Below are 19,795 nucleotides of genomic sequence, written 5' to 3' on the forward strand. Positions count from 1 at the left end.
AGGAATTGATCGACCGTGCCAGCGTAGCAAGGCGCAGACCACGTTTTCGGGCGGATCAGCCGGCCAAAAACCCGCCTTATCCGCGGAACGGCTCGCGCGAGGCACGCCGACAATCCGTCTCATCCTGCAAGGTCTGCCGTACTGCAGACCCTCATCCGTCACCTGCGCGAGACGAAACATGGCCGCTGCAAACGCCTTACTTGATCCGAACACCGCCCCTGCCGGGGGTGCCAATCCGCTTGCGCTTGCGCAGCAGCGACTGGCCGCCCTGCCGATGCAGAAGAAGATGGGACTCGCCGGCGGCCTGGCGATGGCGATCGCGCTGCTGGTCGGCCTCGCGCTGTGGAGCAACAGCCCCAATTACGAAGTGCTGTTCTCGAACATCAACGACAAGGACGGCGGCGCCATCGTCGCGATGCTGCAGCAGCAGAACGTGCCGTACAAATTTTCCGAAGGCGGGCACGCCATCCTGGTGCCGTCGCAGTTCGTACACGATGCGCGGCTGAAGCTCGCCGCCCAGGGGCTACCACGCGGTGGCTCGATCGGTTTCGAGCTGATGGAAAAGCAGAAGATGGGGCAGTCGCAGTTTTCCGAGCAGGTGACCTACCAGCGTGCGCTGGAAGGCGAACTGGCGCAGACCATCGGCACGCTGGCCGCCGTGGACAACGCCCGCGTGCATCTGGCCATTCCCAAGCAAAGCGCCTTCCTGCGCGACGACCAGAAGCCGTCGGCATCGGTGGTGCTCGGGCTGCTCGGGGGCCGCACGCTGAGCCCGGAACAGGTCGGCGGCATCGTGCACCTGGTCGCATCGAGTGTGCCGCAGCTGGCCACCGAAAACGTGTCGGTGCTCGACCAGAACGGCAACCTGCTGTCGGGCAACCGCGACATGAAAGACGGCGCGACGCTCAACCCGACCCAGCTGAAGTATGTGAACGAGATCGAGGCATCCACCATCCGGCGCATCGAAGCCATGCTGGAGCCGCTGATGGGGCGCGGCAACTACCGCGTGCAGACCGCCGCCGACATCGACTTCAGCCAGACCGAACAGACCGCCGAAACCTACAAACCGAATCCGACGCCCGAAGCCGCAATCCGCAGCCAGCAGATGAGCGAATCGGTCAGCAACCAGCCGGCCGCCGGTGGCGTTCCGGGCGCGCTCGCCAATCAACCGCCGGCGCCGGCCGCCGCGCCGATCACGATACCGCCGGCGCCAGGCGGGCCGGTGGCCGAAGGTGCGCCCGGCGCAGCGCCAATGGTGCCGATCAATACGCGCAAGGATTCGACGACCAATTTCGAGCTGGACAAGACAGTGCAGCACGTGCGCCAGCCGACCGGACAGATTCGCCGGCTTTCGGTAGCCGTGCTGGTGGCGCAGAAGGTCATCACCGACGACAAGGGCAATACCAAGCCGGTACCGCTGACCGACGACGAACTCAAACGCATCAATGACCTGACGCGTGAGGCAATGGGTTTCAACGAAGGGCGCGGCGACACGCTGAACGTGGCATCGGCCCCCTTCACCGAAGTGCAGCACGAGGTGATCGACACGCCGGTCTGGAAGGATCCGGAACTGACCGGCATGGCGGGCGACCTGCTGAAATACCTGCTGGTTGCCGGCGTCGCGGCCTACCTGCTGTTCGGTGTGCTCAAGCCACTGGTGCGCACGCTGACCGAACCGGCCGGGCGCAACGAAGACGATGTGCGCGACGTCACGCTGGATGCCGATGGCCAGCCGGTATCCCTGCCCGGCAGCGCGGCGGCCCAGCTCGAACTGTCACCCGAAGCGCGCGCAGCGCTCGCGTTCGAAACCAAGCTCGAAGCAGCGCGCACAATGGCGAAGAACGATCCGAAGGCGATCGCGGAAGTGATCAAGCACTGGGTGAACGGCGATGAATGATCTCGGAATCGAACGCAGCGCCCTGCTGCTGGTGACGCTGGGCGAAGACGCCGCGGCCGAGGTGCTCAAGCATCTCGGGCCGCGCGAAGTGCAGAAGATCGGTACTGCGATGGCCGGGCTGCGCAACGTGCCGCGCGAACGGGTGACCGAAGTGCTCGACCTGTTCGACGAAGCCACCTCGGCCGGCAGCCGCGTATCGGCCGACGAAACGCTGATCCGCAACATGCTGACCAAGGCGCTGGGCGAAGAACGCGCCGGTCACCTGCTGTCGCGCATCCTGAATGATTCGGACACCGCCGGCATCGAAGGCCTGAAGTGGCTGGATGCCGCCACCATCGCCAACCTGATCAAGAACGAACACCCGCAGATCATCGCCACCATCCTGACCCACCTGGAATTCGACCAGGCGGCCGAAGTGCTCAAGCTGTTCGCCGAACGGCTGCGCAACGACGTCGTGCTGCGTATCGCCACGCTCGACGGCGTACAGCCGATGGCGCTGAAGGAACTGAACGAAGCCATGTCGCGCGTGCTGGCCGGTTCGGCCAAGATGAAGAAGACGGCGCTCGGCGGCATCAAGGCGACCGCCGAAATACTGGGTTTTGTCGGCAGCGCGAATGAGTCGGCCATCCTCGATGCGGTCAAGGAATACGACGCGGAACTGGCACAGAAGATCGTCGATGAAATGTTCGTGTTCGAGAACCTGCTCGACATCGACGACCGCGGCATCCAGACCTTGCTGCGCGAAGTCAGCGGTGACCAGCTGGTACTGGCGCTGAAGGGCGCCTCGCCCGAATTGCGCGAGAAGATTTTCAAGAACATGTCGTCGCGCGCCGCCGAATCGCTGCGCGAAGACCTGGAAGGACGCGGCCCGGTCAAACTGTCCGAAGTCGAGGGCGAGCAGAAGGAAATCCTGAAGATCGCGCGTCGCCTGGCAGAAGAAGGCCAGATCGTCATGGGCGGCAAGGGCGGCGAGGAAATGCTGTGATCCGGTTCCAGCCCGGCGACACGCGCGGGAGCAGCCGATGACGTCGGACGGCGCACTCGCTTTCACGCACTGGAAGCTCGAAGTGTTTGACCAGGGCATCGCGCCGACTGCGGGCATTGAGGATGCTCCGGGCGGGTCGCAGGGCCGCGCATCCGCAACGCCGGTCCCGACAACACATGCTGCAGCCGAATCGGAAGCAGACAGCGAGACGCAGCCCGACTTCAAGCTGCCCACGGCCGAAGAACTCGAAAAGCTTCAGACGGACGCCCACCGCGAAGGCTACGCCGCCGGCTACGAAGAAGGTACGGCGCGCGTGCGCATGGAAGCCATGCGCCTGCACAGCGTGATCGAACAGCTCCAGGAGGCACTGGCATCGCTCGACACCGAAGTGGCGCAGGGCGTGCTGCACCTGGGCGTGGAAATCGCCCGCCAGGTGGTGCGGCAGGCGATCGCGGTCAAACCGGAAGTGATCGTCGGGGTCGTGCGCGAAGCGATCAACCAGCTGCCGCACCAGCACACAGCGATCTATCTGAACCCGGACGACGCGTCGCTCGTGCGCTCGCACGCCGGTGACCAGCTGGCGCATGCCGGCCATCGCATATTCGAAGACACCGCGATTGCACGCGGCGGCTGCAAGATCGAAGCGGGCGGCAGTCACATAGACGCCACACTGGCCACGCGCTGGACGCGCATCGTCGAGGCGCTGATCGATGATGCGGACTGGATAGAACATGACTGACACCCTGGACACTCCGGTCGACGAGCCACTGCTCGACGACACGCCGGAGACGGCCGCACCGGCTGCGTCGAACGCTCATCTCGCGAAGTGGTCCGGCTTCATGACCGACTGCGGCACGCTGGCCGGACGCATCAATCCGTACCTGCACGCGGGGCGTCTGACCCGCATCAACGGTCTGGTGATGGAAGCTGCCGGCCTGAAGCTGCCGCTCGGTTCCGGCTGTCGCATCATGGTGCCGGGTGGCAACAGCTGCGAAGCGGAAGTGGTCGGTTTCAACGGCGACAAGCTGTTCATGATGCCGACCGATGATGTGGTCGGCCTCGCGCCCGGCGCGCAAGTGATACCGCTCGAAGCGGCGCCGCAGCGCCCCACCCCGACCGAAAGGCTGGAGCCGCGCAGGCGTGCATCCGACCGTGCCAAGCACCTGCCGGTTGGCGACGCCCTGCTCGGCCGCGTGGTCGATGGTGCCGGCCGGCCGCTCGACGGGCTCGGCCCGGTCATCACGCGGCACTCGCGTTCGGTCGCCAGCCGCGCGGTGAATCCGCTGCTGCGCGAACCGATACGCCGCACCATGGACACCGGCATACGCTCGATCAATTCGCTGCTCACCGTCGGCCGCGGCCAGCGCATCGGGTTGTTCGCCGGTTCCGGCGTCGGCAAGTCGGTGCTGCTGGGCATGATGGCGCGCTTCACGTCGGCCGAGGTGGTCGTGGTCGGGCTGATCGGCGAACGGGGCCGCGAGGTGAAGGAATTCATCGAGCAGATCCTCGGCGCCGCCGGCCTGAAACGATCCGTCGTGGTCGCCGCACCGGCCGACACCAGCCCGTTGATGCGGCTGCAGGGTGCCGCCTATGCGACCACGGTTGCCGAGTGGTTCCGCGATCAGGGCCGGCACGTGCTGCTGATCATGGATTCGCTGACCCGATATGCGATGGCGCAGCGCGAGATCGCGCTGGCCATCGGCGAGCCACCGGTCACCCGCGGCTATCCACCAAGTGTCTTCGCCCGCCTGCCGCAACTGGTCGAACGGGCCGGCAACGGGCCGGAGGGCGGCGGCTCGATCACCGCCTTCTACACCGTGCTGGCCGAAGGCGACGACCAGCAGGACCCGATCGCCGATTCGGCGCGCGCCATTCTCGATGGCCACTTCGTGCTCACGCGCCAGCTGGCCGATGCCGGCCACTACCCGGCCATCGACATCGAACAGTCGGTATCGCGCGCCATGCACAGCCTGGTCAAACCCAGCCATTTCGATCTGGTGCGCCGCTTCAAGGGGCTGTGGTCGCGCTACCAGCGCGCGCGCGACCTCATTTCGGTCGGCGCCTATTCGCCGGGCGCAGACCCGCAGCTCGATCTTGCAGTAAACATGTTTCCGACGCTGGAAGCCTTTTTGCAGCAGGCGATGGACGAACGTGAAGGATTTGAGGACGCAGTGATGAAGTTGCACCAGATTTTCGGTCTGAATCCCTGATTGCAAAAATCGGTGACACGTGCGGCGGCCGTGACCGGCAGCACGCAATGTGGCCGGACAAAGAGAGACCTTTGAATCATGGCTGAACCGTTTCGTCTGCAGACCATTCTCGACCTGAGTCAGACGCGCATGGACGAGTCGGCGCGTGCGTTGGCGGCACTGATCGCCAGCGAACACGACCAGTCGCGCAAGCTCACGATGCTCGAGGACTACCGCAAGGAATATCAGGACCAGTTCCTGGCCGCTGCACGCAACGGCTTGACACCGGGCCAGTGGAGCAATTACTCCGCCTTCCTCGCCCGCATTGACGACGCCATCCGCCACCAGCAGCAGCAGGTGGAACAATCGCGCGACCGCGCCCAGGCTGGCCAGCGCGTGTGGCTCGACACGCGCACCCGCGTGAAGGCCTTCGAAACACTGTCCGACCGCCATCAGGCCACGCTGGTCAAGCGTGAAGCCAGGGCCGAACAGCGTGTGGCGGACGACCGTTCGGGTCGCCTGGTTGCGGACGACTGACACGGCACGTCCGGCAGCTGGCACGCTAGCTGCTTATACCCCTCCATCAACGGAGGACTTCCCATGTCAGACATCAAGCTCAGCCTGCCCTCGTCGGCCACAGCGCTCGCGTCCAGTGGCCCGGTGAGCGAAGCGCGCGGCATCGGTGCCGATGCGTCGCCCGAAGACACGGCGACGGCATTTGCCAACCTGCTGCAGGACTCCCTGAAGAATGCGCCCGAAGACCCGCGCGCTGCCTTGCTGGCCCGTCTGCTCGACGACGGCAGCAACGACGGCAGCGACGAGAAGATCGATCTGCTGGATGCGCTGAGCGCCGATCCGGCCCGCATCGCGACCGAACTGCTGCCGGCCGGCCTGCTGGTGCCGGCGACCCTGCCCGTCATCGAACGGCTGGCCGGTCGGGGAGATACCCTGGACGAACAGGCCGACCTTGATCTCGATCTGACCGGGCAAGGCGGCAGGAAAGCGGGCCGCGAGGCGTCGGGCGAATTGCCGGCGGCAGTGATTGCCGCCGCGACAGATGGCACCGGCGAAACGAACGGCAAGAATCTGCCGGACGCGCTGCTGGCCGGTGACGCCCGGGCGGACGCCGGTCAGCCGGCAACGCCGCAGACCGCCCAGGGCGATTTTCGCGGCCACCTGAACGCTGCACAGAAGCCGCCCACCGAAATGGCGGTTGCCACCCCGATCACGCATCCCGGCTGGGCGGACGACATCGGCCACCAGGTGACCTGGCTGGCCGAAAACGGCAACAGTCGCGCGGAACTGATCCTGACGCCGCCGCATCTGGGCCGGATCGAAATTTCGCTGCAGATCGGCGGCGATCTGGGCACGGCACAGTTCGTATCGGCCAACCCGCAGGTGCGGGAAGCACTGGAGCAGGCGATGCCGCGACTGCGTGAAATGCTCGCCGAAGGCGGCATTTCGCTCGGCAACACCAATGTCAGCGGCGAACAGCGCTCCGGCGAACAGCGCTCCGGCGAACAGGGTCAGGGCGGCCAGCGCGGCGAGCGCGGGCGCGATGGGAACGGCGATGGCGAACTGCTGATCGCACCGGCGGCGCGGCGCGGCAGCGGCCTTGTTGACCTGTTCGCGTAGCACCCCGGCAACCGGGTGAGAACACGCTCCTGACGGCGCTGCTTACATCGGCGCTAAAAAAACGGGACATTCGGCCGTTATTCGGTCATTGAAAGGCATCAGTACCCGCCCACAATCCCGATCCATACAGGAGCGCACACCATGGCAAAAGCCGCCACCGCAGACGACGTCGCCGCCGACGCACCCAAGAAGAGCAAGAAAATGCTTTTCATCATCCTTGCCGTTGCGCTGCTGGTCGTCATCGGCGGTGCCGCCGCAATGTTCATGATGACCGGCAGTCACGCCGAAGAGGGCGAAGACGAGCACGCCGATGAAATGAGCGAGGATGATCCGGATGCAAAGGCCCTCGCCGCCAGGAAGGCCAAGCTGAAGAAGAAGAAGGACACAGAAGCCAAGGGCCTGCCGCCGGTATTCGTCGAACTCGACCCCTTCACGGTCAATCTGGCGCCCGAAACGCAGGTCGATCAGTACCTGCAGGTCAAGGCTACGGTCAAGGTGGAAGAACAACCTGCTGCCGACAACCTGAAGGTGTACATGCCGGAAATCCGCCACCACGTGCTGATGTTGCTGTCCGGCAAGAAAGCGTCCGAGCTGGGTACGACGGCAGGCCGGGAAGCACTGGCAGGCGAAATGAGGAATTCGATCAATGCCATCGTTGGCGAAGTACCGACCAACAAGAAGGGCGAGCCGGAAGAGCCCGTCGGACCCGTGGAGGCCGTGTTGTTCACGTCCTTCATCGTCCAGTAGGCTGAAACCGGTCGCCACGAGGAAACGCGATGTCTGATTTTCTTTCCCAGGAAGAGGTCGATGCCCTGCTCAAGGGCGTCACCGGCGAGGCCGATGAAGTGGCCGAAGCCGAAGACACGGGCGGCGTACGCCCGTACAACCTCGGCACCCAGGAAAGAATCGTGCGCGGGCGCATGCCCACGCTGGAACTGATACACGAGCGTTTTGCCCGCTACCTGCGCATCGGCCTGTTCAATTTCATGCAACGCAGCGCAGAGATTTCGCTCGGCCCGATCCGGCTGCAGAAGTATTCCGAATTCATCCGCAACCTGGTCGTGCCGACCAATCTGAATCTGGTACAGGTCAAGCCGCTGCGTGGCACCGGGCTGGTGGTGTTCGATCCGAACCTCGTCTTTCTGGTCATCGACAACATGTTCGGCGGTGACGGACGTTTCCACACCCGGGTCGAGGGACGTGACTTCACGCCGACCGAACAACGCATCATCCAGGGCCTGCTCGACGTGTTCTTCGCCGAGTACGAACGGTCGTGGGAGCCGGTGTTCAAGATCAATTTCGAGTACGTGCGCTCGGAAATGAATTCGCAGTTCGCCAATATCGCCACGCCGTCGGAAATCGTCGTGGCAGCCACCTTCACGCTGGAGCTCGGTGGCGTGTCGGCGGAAATGCACATCTGCCTGCCGTATTCGATGGTCGAGCCGCTGCGCGACACGCTGAATTCATCGATGCAGAGCGACAGCGTCAGTTCGGACAACCGGTGGATCAACCTGCTCACCCGTCAGGTGCAGGATGCCGCGGTGGAACTGAACGTGCAGCTGGGGGGCGGCTCGCTGACCCTGGGCGGCCTGAACAACCTAAAGGTTGGCGACATCATTCCGATAACCATTTCAGACACTGTGCAAGCCGAAGTTGATGGCATTCCGGTCCTGGAATGCAAGTACGGCATACAGGCTGGCCGCTATGCGCTGAAGATCGAGCGTTTCATGGCCGGCGAGGAAGAACTGATCGAACACGCCCTGAACGTGCAGGGCAAGAAAAAGGGTGAGGAACCATCATGAGTGATCTGGCTGAAGCGGAAGAGCAGGTCAGCGATGACGACTGGGCCGCTGCGATGTCCGAGCAGACCACGGCTGACGACGCGCTTGCGGCACTCGACGGTGAGGCCGAGAAGGGTGTGCAGCCCGCCAACATCTTCCAGCAGTTCGGTGATGCGGCGAACAAGTCATCCGAAGGGCTGCGCGACTTCGAAATGATTCTCGACATCCCGGTCCAGCTGACGGTGGAACTCGGACGCACCAAGATTTCGATCCGGAATCTGCTGCAACTGGGCCACGGTTCGGTGGTGGAACTGGACGGCATGGCCGGCGAGCCGATGGACGTGCTCGTCAACGGCACGCTGATCGCACAGGGCGAAGTGGTGGTGGTGAACGAAAAGTTCGGCATTCGCCTGACCGACATCATTACGCCGGCGGAACGGATGAAGAAACTGAAACGCTGACGAATGCCCCCGATCGGGCCGGACATCAGTCAGAGTCCGGCGAATGGAAAAGAGCGATGCCATGGCGTCGCTCTTTTTTTGTCGGCGTCCGCTGTCACGGCCACTACACAAGGCTGACGCAGCCGCGTTCGCGGGCTGCGCAACGGGTGGTATCGTAAGCCATCGCCCATTTCACGGAGCTCTCATGCGACTGCTGCTCGCCATTTTTCTGCCCTTCATGGTCTTCTTCACCATCGGTCGCCCGATCGCCGGCGTGATCTGCCTCATCCTGCAGCTGACGCTGATCGGCTGGATACCGGCCGCGCTGTGGGCGGTCTATGCGTTGAGTCAGTACAAGACCGACAAGCGCATCGAAGAAGCGCTCGGCAAGCGGTAGGCGGCACAGCGGTTTCGAGGCAAGGTGACCGGCGTCACCTCACGGCCCGACTGCATCCTGTCTGCGCAATCGCGGCGGAAAACGGCTAGCCTCGACTGGCGTCGTCGAAGATCGCAAAACCGCTCGCTGCCCGCTTTGCCTGATACATGGCGATATCGGCACGATCGATCAATTGCTCGACGGTCCCGCCGTGTTCCGGATAGAGCGCGATGCCAATGCTGGGCGTGATGTTGAGCTGAAGGTCATCCATGTCGATCGGGGCGCCGAGGTTCGCCAGCACCATACTGGCCACGCGCTCGATGTTTTCCCGGCCCTGAGGGTTCATCAGCAGGTAGAGGAACTCGTCCCCCCCGTTGCGGCATACCGTGTCTTCGTCGCGACAGTGTCCGTTCAGACGGCGCGCAATTTCCTCCAGCACGCGGTCGCCCGCGGCATGCCCGTGCGTATCGTTGATTGTCTTGAAGCGGTCCAGATCGAGAAACATGACGGCCAGCGTCCAGCCATGGCGCTCGGCGAGCGAAATGGCTTGCGCAAGCCGGTCATCGAACAGGGTGCGATTGGGCAGGCCGGTCCTCGGGTCGTGCATCCCGTCGAACTTCGCCTTATGCTCTCCCCGCTGTGACAGCGCGAGAGCGGCCTCCGATTCGATCAACGCTTTCCGGGACCGCTTCAGTGCAGATTCGACACCCTTCAGGTCTTCGATGCCCTGAGACAGCGTATCCGTCACCTCGTGCAGGTCGCCCGCGACATCCTGCACCTTGACTTCAACCCCCTCGCTGTCTGCCAGCGCTTCATGCACGGGCAAGGACGTTACGCCCTTTGCAATCTTTGCCTTGACGGCATCGTTTGCCGACGTGAGCTCGTTGGCAACGACTTCGACTTTTGCCTTCGCTTCGTGGCTCTTATCAAGCGCCCGTCTGAAAGTCTGCGGGGCGAGCACGGGACGATCCTGGCCAGATTGATCTGAAGTCATGGGCGGCTTGGTACCAGGTGGATCCGGAGCAATGTCATGCATCCGTCGAGATCGCGATCGACACATCTTAATTCTTGAAACCTCACACGCTTGGGCATCAGCGCAGGCGATACGTTCAACGCCTCGCGCGCGCTGCGCAATGACGCTCCCGAGCTGCGCACGAAGACGGATGTCGTGCGGCAGAAATTGCCGCCCTAAAACCGATCTATTCCCGCGCTGAACGGGCACTGTCGGGCGCTAGCCTTGGCGCATGAAAATCTGGCTTTCACTCCTGCTTCTTTTTTCCGCCGGCCTGCTTCAGGCCGCAGAGCCCGCAGCCCCCGCGTCGCCCGCCAGCGGCGCTGGTGCGGTCATGCAGATGGTCGGCGCGCTCGGTGTGGTGCTGGCGACGCTGTTCGCCGTGCTGTGGCTGCTGCGCCGCCTGTCCGGCGGTCGCCTGACCGGCAGCAGCGCGCCGATCCGCACCGTGGGCGGCATCGCGGTGGGATCGCGCGAACGCGTGGTCCTGCTCGAAATCGGCGAACACTGGCTGGTGGTCGGCGTGGCGCCCGGCTCGGTCACCGGCATCGCGACGCTGCCGCGCGGAGAGATCAGTCCGGCTGGCTCCGATGCGAAGCCGGTCGCGGCTGACTTCGGCGCCCTGCTGGCAAAGTTGAAGGCGGGTCGATCGTGACCCGGCGCTTGCTTCCAGCGCTTGGGCTGGCTCTGCTGGGCGGCTTCGCGGCGCCGGATACGTGGGCGCAGGCCCTGCCCGCGCTGACCAGTACACCAGCGGCCGGCGGCGGCACCAACTGGTCGCTGTCCATCCAGACCCTGCTGCTGCTGACCAGCCTGTCCTTCCTGCCGGCGGTCATGCTGATGATGACCAGCTTCACCCGCATCATCATCGTGCTGTCGCTGCTGCGTCAGGCCATGGGCACACAGACCAGTCCGCCCAACCAGGTGCTGATCGGTCTGGCGCTGTTCCTGAGCTTTTTCATCATGGCGCCGGTCGGCGAGAAGATCTACGCCGAGGCCTATCTGCCGCTGAGCGAAAACCGCATCGGCTTCGAACAGGCGCTGGACGCCGGCGCCAAGCCACTGAAAACCTTCATGCTGAAGCAGGTGCGCGAGCCGGACATCGAACTGTTCATGCGTCTGTCGAACACGCCGAAGGTCGCCAATTCGGAGCAGTTGCCGATGCGCGTGGTCGTGCCGGCCTACGTCACATCCGAATTGAAGACGGCCTTCCAGATCGGCTTCATCATTTTCATTCCCTTCATTATCATCGACATGGTGGTCGCTTCGGTGCTGATGTCGATGGGCATGATGATGATGTCGCCGGTCATCGTGTCGCTGCCGTTCAAACTCATGCTGTTCGTGCTGGTGGATGGCTGGAACCTCATCCTCGGCACCCTTGTTTCCAGTTTCGGCCAGATATGAAGGACTGCGCACCATGACGCCCACCACCGTCGTCGACATCGGCCGCCATGCCGTCGAGACCCTGCTCCTCGTGTCCGCACCGATGCTGGGCGCAGCGCTGATCACCGGCCTCATCGTCAGCATCTTCCAGGCCGCGACGCAGGTGAACGAAATGACGCTTTCGTTCATTCCCAAGCTGATTGCGGTGTTCACCGTGCTGGTGATCGGCGGCCCGTGGATGATCACCATCATGACCGACTACATGCGCCGGCTGTATTCATCGATCCCGTCGCTGCTCGGCTAGTACTGAATGATTTCGGTCACCGCCGCCCAGCTCGACCTGTGGATGGCAAGTTTCCTGTTTCCGCTGGCGCGGGTGATGGGGCTGATCGCCGCGGCGCCGGTGTTCAGCAACCGCGCCTTCGTCATGCGCGCCCGGCTTGCCCTCGGCCTGCTGATCACGTTTGCCATACTGCCCACCCTGCCGCCATCCGGGCTGAGCGTCGGCTCCTGGCCGGGCACCATGGCGCTGGTACAGCAGATGCTGATCGGCATCGCGCTCGGCTTCACGATACGCATCGTGTTCGCGGCGGTCGATCTGGCCGGCGAGTTGATCGGCCTGCAGATGGGCCTGGGCTTCGCGATGTTCTACGACCCGGACAACGCGTCCCAGTCGCCGGTGATCGCGGAATTTCTCGGTCTGATGGCAACGCTGATCTTCCTGTCGATCAATGGCCACCTGATGCTGCTGGCCGTGCTGGGCAACAGCTTCGAATGGTGGCCGGTCGGTGCCGACCTGTTTCCGGCCAATGGCTGGCTGGCCATCGCGCGCTGGGGCAGCACGGTGTTTTCCGCCGGCCTGATGCTGGCGCTGCCGCTGATCGCGGCGCTGCTGGTCGTGAATATCGCGCTGGCCGTGCTGACGCGCGCCGCGCCGGCGCTCAACCTGTTCGCCATCGGCTTTCCGGTGACGTTGATCGCCGGCTTCGTGATGCTGATGCTGTCGCTGTCCTTCGTCGCGCCAGCGATGCAGCGCCTGTTCGAATACGGCCTCGAAACCGTAGCCCAACTGGCAATGGGGTGAGGCAGGGGTTTCGCAGCGCATTGCGCTGCGCCTGCCGAACGGGCCGGCTGTGCAAAGCCGGCTTCCCGAGCTCCGGGGTTTCGGCGGGCATTGCCCGCCGCCTGCTGAACGGGCCGGCTGTGCAAAGCCGGCCTCCCGAGCTCCGGGGTTTCGCAGCGCATTGCGCTGCGCCTGCCGAACGGGCCGGCTGTGCAAAGCCGGCTTCCCGAGCTCTGGGGTTTCGCAGCGCATTGCGCTGCGCCTGCTGAACGGGCCGGCTGTGCAAAGCCGGCCTCCCGAGCTCAGGGTTTCGCAGCGCACTGCGCTACGCCTGCCGAACCCGCCGACTTGGCAAAAGCCGACGCAAACAGGCACCCCCCGACGACGTTACAACAGCACGTCGCGCGACACACCCGCCCGACGCAGGATCTTGCGCAGTTGCGCAAGTGCTTCGAGCTGGATCTGGCGCACCCGCTCGCGGGTCAGGCTGAGCTGATCGGCCAGCTCTTCAAGGGTGGCGATCTCGCGGTTGTTGATGCCGTAGCGATACTCGATCACCGTGCGCTGCTTGTCGTTGAGCTGGGCGATCCAGGCCTGAACCAGGCTGCCGATTTCGGCGTTCTGGATCTGCTCTTCCGGCCCTTCCTGATTGTCGTCGGCAAGGGACTCGCCGATCGACAGGGACGGATCGATGTCGAGCGGCGCATCGAGCGAAGCAGTGTGTTCGTTCAGCGAAAGAATGTGCCGCACGTCCTCAACCGGCTTGGCCAGCAAGGTTGCGATGTCTTCGGCGCAACAATCACCACCGCTGCGCGCCTCCAGATTGCGCATGGCGCGAAGAACCTGATTCAGCTCCTTCACCACATGCACGGGCAGCCGGATGGTGCGCGACTGGTTCATGATCGCGCGCTCGATGTTCTGCCGTATCCACCAGGTGGCGTAGGTGGAGAAGCGGAAACCGCGCTCCGGATCGAATTTTTCCAGCGCGTGGATCAAGCCGAGATTGCCCTCTTCCACAAGGTCAAGCAACGGCATGCCGCGATTCAGATAGTGCTTTGCGATGTTCACGACCAGGCGCAGGTTGCGCTCGATCATGGTCTGGCGCGCTTCGAAGTCACCCAGGCGCACGCGGCGCGACAGGGCAAGTTCTTCCTCCGGCGTCAGCAGCGGGTTGGCACCGATCTCGTTCAGGTAGAGCTGGGTGGCATCGCCGAGGAATTCCGCCTCGGGCGCTTCGACCGGTTCGGCCGCGACCTCGACGCCATCCAGCTCGCCCGCGACGGCATCGTCGTCGACGGGCTCAGCCGGTTCGGCGTCTTCGGGTTGCGAAAGATCGGACATGGATTATCTCGGTGGCAGATACTTCATCGGATCAACGGGCTTGCCCTGGCGCCGTATTTCGAAGTGCAGACGGGGCTTGCCTGCTTCGGTGTCGCTGTCGCCCAGCTCGGCGATACGCTGACCGCGCTTTACCGTGTCGCGTTCCTGAACCAGTATCTTGCTGTTGTGCGCGTAAGCGGACAAAAACGTGTTGTCGTGCTTGACGATGACCAGTTTGCCATAACCGCGCATGGCCTCGCCGGCATACACCACGCGACCGCCAGCCGCCGCCAGAACCGGGTCGCCGGTACGCCCTGCAACATCAACGCCCTTGTTGCTGCCTTCGCCGAAGCGTCCGATGATGCGGCCGCTCGCCGGCCAGCTCCACTCGACGCCGTCTTCCGTACGCACAGCGTCCGGCGGCGTGACGATGACCGGTGCGCTGGTCCCTGCAGCAGCAGCCGTTGCCGCCGGCGGCGCGGGCGTTGTGGCCACGACGGCTGCACCGGGCGGCTGAGATGTGATCCCGGCCGAACGAATGCGGTCGAGCGTCGCTTCGGAGTATGGTTCAACGCCGCCGCGTGGCTCGCGCTTGAGCATCGCGTCCGCTACGGCGGGAGACGGCTCGGTCACGGCAGGCGCGCTCGGAGCAGGCGTGTCAATAGGCCGCGATTCAACGCCGGGCGCGGCGATCGGACGGGTTTCCATGCCTCCCTCCGGTGCAGCAACACGCAATTCCTGCCCGAGCTTGATCAGATTGGGGTTTTCGAGGCGATTCCAGATCACCAGATCTCGCCAGTCCTGACCATATTCGAGCGCGATGCTGAACAGCGTGTCGCCCTTGGCGACGACGTGCACAGCGGAACGCTGTGCAGCAGCTGCGGCAGCGGGAGGCGTGGCCGGTGCGGCAGTGGACGATGTGCCCATCGGCGGACGGACTTCAACCGGCGCCGGCCGCGTGCCAGCGCATGACGCAAGCAACAGGCACAACACCGGCACCGCGAACAACGATCTATTCATTCAACCCCCGGCAACAGCGGCACGAAGCGCACCGCGTCCAGTTTCGATTCGACATAGCGCTGCGGCTGTCTTTCGATCAGTCTCAGTGACTGGTCGGCGGTACCGACGGGAATCACGAGTCGCCCGCCTTCAGCCAGCTGATCGAGCAAGGCCTTGGGCACCGCCGCCGCAGCCGCAGCCACGATGATTGTATCGAATGGCGCCTCTGCAGCCAGACCGATCATGCCATCGGCGTGTTTCAGGCGAACGTTCGGCAACCGCAAAGGACGCAGGTTGCGCTTGGCACGTTCCAGCAGCGGCGCAATGCGCTCGATCGCATACACATCACTCGCAAGCTTCGACAACACGGCGGCCTGATACCCGCACCCGGCTCCAACTTCAAGTGTCTTGCCGAGAGGACGTCCGCCAGCGCGCAGAAGTTCAATCATGCGTGCGACGACAAAGGGCTGCGAAATGGTCTGCTGGAAGCCGAGCGGTAGCGCAGTGTCCTCGTAGGCGCGCGTACCGAGTGCCTCTTCGACGAACTGGTGACGCGGTATGGACTGAATTGCAGCCAGCACGCCTTCGTCGCGGATGCCCGAAACACGCAGTCGTTCAACCATCCGGGCGCGCGCACGCGTGAGGGTCAGACTTGCGTCCGCTGCCTTCATGCGCCCAGCCAGTCGCGCACCTGCCCCATCTGGGCCATGTGGGTCAGGTCGATCTGCAGCGGCGTGATTGATGCGAATCCGTTGGCCGTGGCGTGGAAGTCTGTACCTTCGCCGGCATCCTGCGCGGCGCCGGCAGCGCCGACCCAATAGACGGTTTCGTTGCGCGGATTGGTGGTGCGCACCACAGGCTCGGCCTTGTGCCGCCGCCCGAGGCGCGTTACCTGAACACCTTTCAGGGCCTCGAATGACAGATCGGGAACATTGACGTTGAGCAACACCGGCGTCGCGAAAGGCCGGTCGGTCAGCCGGCGCACCAGATCGCAGGCGATGCGGGCCGCGGTGTCGTAATGCGCACTGCCCTTGCGCGTCATCGACATGGCAATCGCCGGCACGCCGAGCAGGAAACCTTCGGTCGCTGCCGCAACGGTGCCCGAGTAGATCGTGTCGTCGCCCATATTGGCGCCGTCATTGATACCCGATACGACGATGTCAGGCAGGTGGTCGAGCATGCCCGTCACCGCAAGATGAACACAGTCCGTCGGCGTGCCATTGACATAATGAAAACCGTTGCGCGCGCGGCGCAGGATCAACGGACGATCAAGGGTAAGGGAATTGCTGGCACCGCTGCGATCAGCTTCGGGCGCCACGACGGTCACATCTCCAACCTCGCCGAGAGCCCGTGCGAGCGCCTCGAGGCCGGGAGCAAAGTAACCGTCGTCGTTGGACAACAGAATGCGCATGGGAAACGGAAGGCGAATGATGCGGCACGATGTTGCAACCGATGTCGCAACGAATGGCCACAGCAGATTGAAGCAAGAAGAATTGGTCGGGGCGGTGGGATTCGAACTCACGACCCCTTGCACCCCATGCAAGTGCGCTACCAGGCTGCGCTACGCCCCGACTCAGCTCGAAATTATATCAGGGGCCGGCTGCCTTGAGCCGAAAGCCCCGCAAAAATCGGCAACCGCGTGTCACTCAAGCAGATCGAGAATTTCCTGAAGTGCTGCACGCAACTGTGCCACGTCGACGTCATTCCCCGTTGTAGCCGGCGCAGCCCCGGCGCGAGGATCGGAATCGTCGAGACGGTTGCGCGCACCGCTGATGGTGAAGCCTTCTTCATAGAGCAGCTGGCGGATACGGCGCACCAGCAGTACTTCGTGGTGCTGGTAATAGCGCCGGTTTCCGCGTCGCTTCACCGGCTTGAGCTGGGTGAATTCCTGCTCCCAGTAGCGCAGCACATGCGGTTTGACGCCGCACAACTCGCTCACCTCGCCGATCGTGAAGTAACGCTTGGCGGGAATCGCTGGCAGGACCAGCGGCTCCTTACTCGTCGTTTCCATCGTAATCGATGCCCTCGACGGCCGCCTTCAGCTTCTGGCTCGCGTGAAAGGTAACAACCCGCCGCGCGGTGATCGGAATTTCCTCGCCGGTTTTGGGATTGCGCCCCGGGCGCTGCGGCTTGTCACGCAACTGGAAGTTGCCGAAGCCCGACAGCTTGACGCCGTCGCCGCTTTCGAGCGCGTCACGGATCTCGTCGAAGAATGCTTCGACCATATCCTTCGCCTCGCGTTTGTTCAGCCCTACCTGTTCGAACAGCATTTCCGCCAGTTCGGCCTTGGTCAGTGTGGTCATGCGGCTTCCTCGTAACCCTGTCGCCCTGCCGCCTCAGGCGCGCAGCTTTGCACCGAACTCACGCTGTGCATACATCACCAGTTGATCAACGGTCGCATCGACTTCGGCGTCCGCCAAAGTACGTTGAGTATCTTGCATAACTATACGGAAAGCAAAGCTTTTTTCGGTATCTGATATGCCTTTACCCTGATACACGTCGAACAGGGCGATGTCCTGCACGATGGCCGGAGAAGCGTTGCGTAGCCCCTCCAGTACCTGCGAAAGCGGTGTCGAACGCGGCAGCAGCAGCGCCAGATCGCGGCGGACGGCAGGCTGTCTGGACACGGTCTCGTACGTCGGTACGGCGCTGCCGAGCAGCGGTTCGAGATCGCATTCGAACACCAGTGGTGCGCTCGCCAATTCGTAGCGCTGCACCAGTTCCGGATGCAGCTCACCAATGAATCCGACCAAGTTTCCATTGAGGCTGATCGATGCCGAACGCCCTGGATGCAGCGCCACATGCCGTGCCGGAACGAAGACTGCCTGATACGGCAGCAGCAGCGCTTCGACATCGCCCTTCATATCGAAGAAATCGGTCGGACGCGCCGCTGCGCCCCACTGTTCCGCTTGCGCCGCCCCCCAGGCCAGCCCGGCGATGCGCAACGTCTGTGCGAAACCCGGTACCGGCACGGCCTGTGCGTCGTGTGCGAAGCAGCGGCCGATTTCAAACACCCGCACGCGATCGAGCTGACGGCGACGGTTGGTCACCACGTTGTCGACCAGTCCACCGATCAGCGTCGAGCGCATGACCGACATCTGGCTCGCAATCGGGTTGGCCAGCACGACCGGTGTGTCGTTGCCGGCAAAATCGTTTTCCCAGCGCCGCTCGACGAAGGCGAAGTTGATCACTTCCTGATAGTCGCGGTCAGCCAGCAGGTGACGCACGTTCGATGCGCTTCGATGCCCTTCGGACAAGTCCGGCATGGCCAGGCGGCCGACCGGCGGATGGGTCGGGATGTTGTCGTAGCCGTGCAGTCGTGCCAGTTCCTCTATCAGATCTTCCTCGATGCGCAGATCGAAGCGCCAGGTCGGTGGCTGAACGATGAAATCGTAGCCATCGCGTGTGAACGGAAGCGCCATGCGCTGGAGACAAGCTTCGATGGCGTCGTCTTCAAATGGCAGGCCGAGCACACGGGACACGCGCGACGGCCGCAGGCGTACCGGCTCGCGCAACGGCAGCTCGGTGATGCGGTCATCGATCGGGCCGGCTTCGCCGCCGCACAATTCGAGAATGAGCTGCGTGACGCGCTCGACACCGGCCACGGTATCGGCGAAATCGACGCCACGCTCGAACCGGTGAGCGGCCTCGCTGGAGAACGCATAGCGGCGGGCGCGACCCTGAATGGCATCGGGTTGCCAGAACGCTGCTTCGACATAGATGCTGCGCGTATCGAGCGAGCACGCAGTCGATGCGCCACCCATGATGCCGGCGAAGCTCTCGACGCCGCTCGCATCCGCGATGACGCCGCAGTCCCGTGTCAGCGTGATGGTCTGCTCGTTCAGCAACACGAGTTGCTCGCCTTCGCGCGCCCAGCGTACGGTCAGGCCACCCTGCACGCGATCGAGATCGAACACGTGATTCGGTCGGTTCAACTCCAGCATGACGTAATTGGAAATGTCGACCAGGACGGATATCGAACGCATGCCAGCGCGTTCCAGCCGGCGCTTCATCCATTCCGGCGTGGCCGCGCCGGCGTTCACGCCGCGGATGACACGGCCCGAGAAACGGCCGCACAGATCTGGCGCCTCGATACTGACCGGCAGCACCTCGGTCAGCGTGACCGGTGCGGCGACGATATCGGGCACGCACAGCGGCGCACCGGTCAGCGCCGACACTTCGCGCGCAATGCCCAGCATGCCAAAACAGTCTGCGCGGTTCGGCGTGAGCTTGATGACGAAAGAATTGTCGTCAAGATCAAGGTAATGGCGGATGTCTGTACCCACCGGTGCATCGGCGGGCAGCGCGAGCAGGCCGCCATGATCTTCCGACAGACCAAGTTCGCGCGCGGAGCACAGCATGCCGTTGCTTTCGACGCCGCGCAGTTTCGCCCGCTTGATTTCGATACCCGGCAGACTGGCCCCCACCGTGGCACACGGCACCTTCATGCCGGCGGCTACGTTGGGCGCACCGCAAACGATCTGCAGCGGCTCGCCGCCCGCATTCACGCTGCAAACACGCAGGCGGTCGGCATCCGGATGCGGTGCAACGGACAATACTTCCGCCACGACAACGCCCTGAAAGGCGGCTGCCACCGGATCAAGCTCCTCGACTTCGAGACCCGCCATGGTCAGCAGGTGCGACAGCGCCTGCGTATCGATGGCCGGGTCAACGAACTCGCGAAGCCATTTTTCTGAAAATTTCATCGGGCAAAA

The 19,795-nt window shown here is 63.7% G+C and carries 22 protein-coding genes and 1 tRNA gene; 14 read left to right on the plus strand and 9 right to left on the minus strand.

The genetic code is table 11. The features are described from left to right. Positions 1-178 precede the first annotated feature (178 nt). The 10 genes from fliF to Q8Q80_RS00295 all read left to right on the plus strand — a co-directional run bounded on the left by fliF (position 179) and on the right by Q8Q80_RS00295 (position 9,324). Positions 179-1,897, plus strand: coding sequence for a flagellar basal-body MS-ring/collar protein FliF (fliF, locus tag Q8Q80_RS00250; RefSeq protein ID WP_305631010.1), 1,719 nt, complete (start codon positions 179-181; stop codon positions 1,895-1,897). Next, the gene (gene fliG, locus Q8Q80_RS00255) at positions 1,890-2,882 is read left to right on the plus strand and encodes a flagellar motor switch protein FliG (protein ID WP_305631011.1); all 993 of its coding nucleotides are present in this window, start codon (positions 1,890-1,892) and stop codon (positions 2,880-2,882) included. The genes fliF and fliG overlap by 8 nt, the downstream gene beginning before the upstream one ends. Positions 2,883-2,919: 37 nt before the next feature. Beyond that, positions 2,920-3,621, plus strand: a complete 702-nt coding sequence (locus Q8Q80_RS00260; protein ID WP_305631012.1) for a flagellar assembly protein FliH — start codon at positions 2,920-2,922, stop codon at positions 3,619-3,621. Beyond that, positions 3,614-5,092: a flagellar protein export ATPase FliI gene (gene fliI / locus Q8Q80_RS00265; protein ID WP_371132654.1), complete on the plus strand. Its 1,479-nt coding sequence runs from the start codon at positions 3,614-3,616 to the stop codon at positions 5,090-5,092. Before Q8Q80_RS00260 ends, fliI begins: the two co-directional genes overlap by 8 nt. A gap of 78 nt (positions 5,093-5,170) precedes the next feature. Further along, positions 5,171-5,608: a flagellar export protein FliJ gene (gene fliJ / locus Q8Q80_RS00270; RefSeq protein ID WP_305631013.1), complete on the plus strand. Its 438-nt coding sequence runs from the start codon at positions 5,171-5,173 to the stop codon at positions 5,606-5,608. A gap of 63 nt (positions 5,609-5,671) precedes the next feature. Continuing rightward, entirely contained in the window at positions 5,672-6,706 is a 1,035-nt protein-coding gene (locus Q8Q80_RS00275; protein ID WP_305631014.1) for a flagellar hook-length control protein FliK, read from the plus strand. Between the two features lie 141 nt (positions 6,707-6,847). Then, entirely contained in the window at positions 6,848-7,453 is a 606-nt protein-coding gene (locus Q8Q80_RS00280; RefSeq protein WP_305631015.1) for a flagellar basal body-associated FliL family protein, read from the plus strand. 29 nt (positions 7,454-7,482) lie between these two features. Next, positions 7,483-8,508, plus strand: coding sequence for a flagellar motor switch protein FliM (gene fliM, locus Q8Q80_RS00285; protein ID WP_305631016.1), 1,026 nt, complete (start codon positions 7,483-7,485; stop codon positions 8,506-8,508). Next, positions 8,505-8,948 (plus strand): flagellar motor switch protein FliN, encoded by a 444-nt coding sequence (gene fliN / locus Q8Q80_RS00290; protein ID WP_305631017.1) that lies wholly within the window; start codon positions 8,505-8,507, stop codon positions 8,946-8,948. Before fliM ends, fliN begins: the two co-directional genes overlap by 4 nt. Before the next feature lie 184 nt (positions 8,949-9,132). Further along, entirely contained in the window at positions 9,133-9,324 is a 192-nt protein-coding gene (locus Q8Q80_RS00295; RefSeq protein ID WP_305615755.1) for a YqaE/Pmp3 family membrane protein, read from the plus strand. Positions 9,325-9,409: 85 nt separating this feature from the next. Here the strand turns inward: Q8Q80_RS00295 and Q8Q80_RS00300 are convergent, their stop codons facing one another. Then, entirely contained in the window at positions 9,410-10,297 is an 888-nt protein-coding gene (locus Q8Q80_RS00300) for a GGDEF domain-containing protein (protein WP_305631018.1), read from the minus strand. Between the two features lie 250 nt (positions 10,298-10,547). On the opposite strand from Q8Q80_RS00300, the gene fliO reads away from it, so the two are divergent. The 4 genes from fliO to fliR are packed head-to-tail and all read left to right on the plus strand — an operon-like array spanning position 10,548 to position 12,782. Beyond that, complete coding sequence (gene fliO, locus Q8Q80_RS00305) at positions 10,548-10,970, plus strand: flagellar biosynthetic protein FliO (protein ID WP_305631019.1); 423 nt, start codon at positions 10,548-10,550, stop codon at positions 10,968-10,970. After that, positions 10,967-11,719: a flagellar type III secretion system pore protein FliP gene (gene fliP, locus Q8Q80_RS00310; protein ID WP_371132655.1), complete on the plus strand. Its 753-nt coding sequence runs from the start codon at positions 10,967-10,969 to the stop codon at positions 11,717-11,719. The genes fliO and fliP overlap by 4 nt, the downstream gene beginning before the upstream one ends. A gap of 13 nt (positions 11,720-11,732) precedes the next feature. After that, positions 11,733-12,002: a flagellar biosynthesis protein FliQ gene (gene fliQ / locus Q8Q80_RS00315; RefSeq protein ID WP_305631021.1), complete on the plus strand. Its 270-nt coding sequence runs from the start codon at positions 11,733-11,735 to the stop codon at positions 12,000-12,002. Positions 12,003-12,008: 6 nt separating this feature from the next. Continuing rightward, positions 12,009-12,782, plus strand: a complete 774-nt coding sequence (gene fliR / locus Q8Q80_RS00320) for a flagellar biosynthetic protein FliR (protein WP_305631022.1) — start codon at positions 12,009-12,011, stop codon at positions 12,780-12,782. Between the two features lie 366 nt (positions 12,783-13,148). On the opposite strand, the gene rpoS is transcribed toward fliR, so the two are convergent. The 8 genes from rpoS to pheT form a co-directional block, all read right to left on the minus strand. Then, a complete protein-coding gene (rpoS, locus tag Q8Q80_RS00325; RefSeq protein ID WP_305631023.1) occupies positions 13,149-14,102 on the minus strand; it encodes an RNA polymerase sigma factor RpoS in 954 nt (317 codons plus the stop codon). A gap of 3 nt (positions 14,103-14,105) precedes the next feature. Further along, positions 14,106-15,008: a peptidoglycan DD-metalloendopeptidase family protein gene (locus Q8Q80_RS00330; protein WP_305631024.1), complete on the minus strand. Its 903-nt coding sequence runs from the start codon at positions 15,006-15,008 to the stop codon at positions 14,106-14,108. 89 nt (positions 15,009-15,097) lie between these two features. Beyond that, entirely contained in the window at positions 15,098-15,751 is a 654-nt protein-coding gene (locus tag Q8Q80_RS00335) for a protein-L-isoaspartate(D-aspartate) O-methyltransferase (RefSeq protein ID WP_305631025.1), read from the minus strand. After that, on the minus strand, positions 15,748-16,491 hold the full coding sequence (gene surE, locus Q8Q80_RS00340; protein WP_305631026.1) for a 5'/3'-nucleotidase SurE: 744 nt from the start codon (positions 16,489-16,491) through the stop codon (positions 15,748-15,750). Before surE ends, Q8Q80_RS00335 begins: the two co-directional genes overlap by 4 nt. Positions 16,492-16,574: 83 nt before the next feature. Further along, a tRNA-Pro gene (locus Q8Q80_RS00345) sits at positions 16,575-16,651 on the minus strand. Positions 16,652-16,722: 71 nt separating this feature from the next. After that, entirely contained in the window at positions 16,723-17,091 is a 369-nt protein-coding gene (locus tag Q8Q80_RS00350) for a MerR family transcriptional regulator (RefSeq protein WP_305631027.1), read from the minus strand. Beyond that, on the minus strand, positions 17,075-17,383 hold the full coding sequence (locus Q8Q80_RS00355) for an integration host factor subunit alpha (RefSeq protein WP_069039919.1): 309 nt from the start codon (positions 17,381-17,383) through the stop codon (positions 17,075-17,077). The genes Q8Q80_RS00350 and Q8Q80_RS00355 overlap by 17 nt, the downstream gene beginning before the upstream one ends. A 33-nt stretch (positions 17,384-17,416) precedes the next feature. After that, positions 17,417-19,786, minus strand: a complete 2,370-nt coding sequence (gene pheT / locus Q8Q80_RS00360) for a phenylalanine--tRNA ligase subunit beta (protein ID WP_305631028.1) — start codon at positions 19,784-19,786, stop codon at positions 17,417-17,419. Between the last annotated feature and the right edge of the window lie 9 nt (positions 19,787-19,795).

This window comes from Methyloversatilis sp., from assembly GCF_030698125.1.
Lineage (GTDB): Bacteria > Pseudomonadota > Gammaproteobacteria > Burkholderiales > Rhodocyclaceae > Methyloversatilis.

Bases quoted from the DNA above. Each gene is read 5' to 3' on its own strand.
- fliF (WP_305631010.1), top strand. From the start codon at position 179: ATGGCCGCTGCAAACGCCTTACTTGATCCGAACACCGCCCCTGCCGGG.
- fliG (WP_305631011.1), top strand. From the start codon at position 1,890: ATGAATGATCTCGGAATCGAACGCAGCGCCCTGCTGCTGGTGACGCTG.
- Q8Q80_RS00260 (WP_305631012.1), top strand. From the start codon at position 2,920: ATGACGTCGGACGGCGCACTCGCTTTCACGCACTGGAAGCTCGAAGTG.
- fliI (WP_371132654.1), top strand. From the start codon at position 3,614: ATGACTGACACCCTGGACACTCCGGTCGACGAGCCACTGCTCGACGAC.
- fliJ (WP_305631013.1), top strand. From the start codon at position 5,171: ATGGCTGAACCGTTTCGTCTGCAGACCATTCTCGACCTGAGTCAGACG.
- Q8Q80_RS00275 (WP_305631014.1), top strand. From the start codon at position 5,672: ATGTCAGACATCAAGCTCAGCCTGCCCTCGTCGGCCACAGCGCTCGCG.
- Q8Q80_RS00280 (WP_305631015.1), top strand. From the start codon at position 6,848: ATGGCAAAAGCCGCCACCGCAGACGACGTCGCCGCCGACGCACCCAAG.
- fliM (WP_305631016.1), top strand. From the start codon at position 7,483: ATGTCTGATTTTCTTTCCCAGGAAGAGGTCGATGCCCTGCTCAAGGGC.
- fliN (WP_305631017.1), top strand. From the start codon at position 8,505: ATGAGTGATCTGGCTGAAGCGGAAGAGCAGGTCAGCGATGACGACTGG.
- Q8Q80_RS00295 (WP_305615755.1), top strand. From the start codon at position 9,133: ATGCGACTGCTGCTCGCCATTTTTCTGCCCTTCATGGTCTTCTTCACC.
- Q8Q80_RS00300 (WP_305631018.1), bottom strand. From the start codon at position 10,297: ATGACTTCAGATCAATCTGGCCAGGATCGTCCCGTGCTCGCCCCGCAG.
- fliO (WP_305631019.1), top strand. From the start codon at position 10,548: ATGAAAATCTGGCTTTCACTCCTGCTTCTTTTTTCCGCCGGCCTGCTT.
- fliQ (WP_305631021.1), top strand. From the start codon at position 11,733: ATGACGCCCACCACCGTCGTCGACATCGGCCGCCATGCCGTCGAGACC.
- fliR (WP_305631022.1), top strand. From the start codon at position 12,009: ATGATTTCGGTCACCGCCGCCCAGCTCGACCTGTGGATGGCAAGTTTC.
- rpoS (WP_305631023.1), bottom strand. From the start codon at position 14,102: ATGTCCGATCTTTCGCAACCCGAAGACGCCGAACCGGCTGAGCCCGTC.
- Q8Q80_RS00330 (WP_305631024.1), bottom strand. From the start codon at position 15,008: ATGGGCACATCGTCCACTGCCGCACCGGCCACGCCTCCCGCTGCCGCA.
- Q8Q80_RS00335 (WP_305631025.1), bottom strand. From the start codon at position 15,751: ATGAAGGCAGCGGACGCAAGTCTGACCCTCACGCGTGCGCGCGCCCGG.
- surE (WP_305631026.1), bottom strand. From the start codon at position 16,491: ATGCGCATTCTGTTGTCCAACGACGACGGTTACTTTGCTCCCGGCCTC.
- Q8Q80_RS00350 (WP_305631027.1), bottom strand. From the start codon at position 17,091: ATGGAAACGACGAGTAAGGAGCCGCTGGTCCTGCCAGCGATTCCCGCC.
- Q8Q80_RS00355 (WP_069039919.1), bottom strand. From the start codon at position 17,383: ATGACCACACTGACCAAGGCCGAACTGGCGGAAATGCTGTTCGAACAG.
- pheT (WP_305631028.1), bottom strand. From the start codon at position 19,786: ATGAAATTTTCAGAAAAATGGCTTCGCGAGTTCGTTGACCCGGCCATC.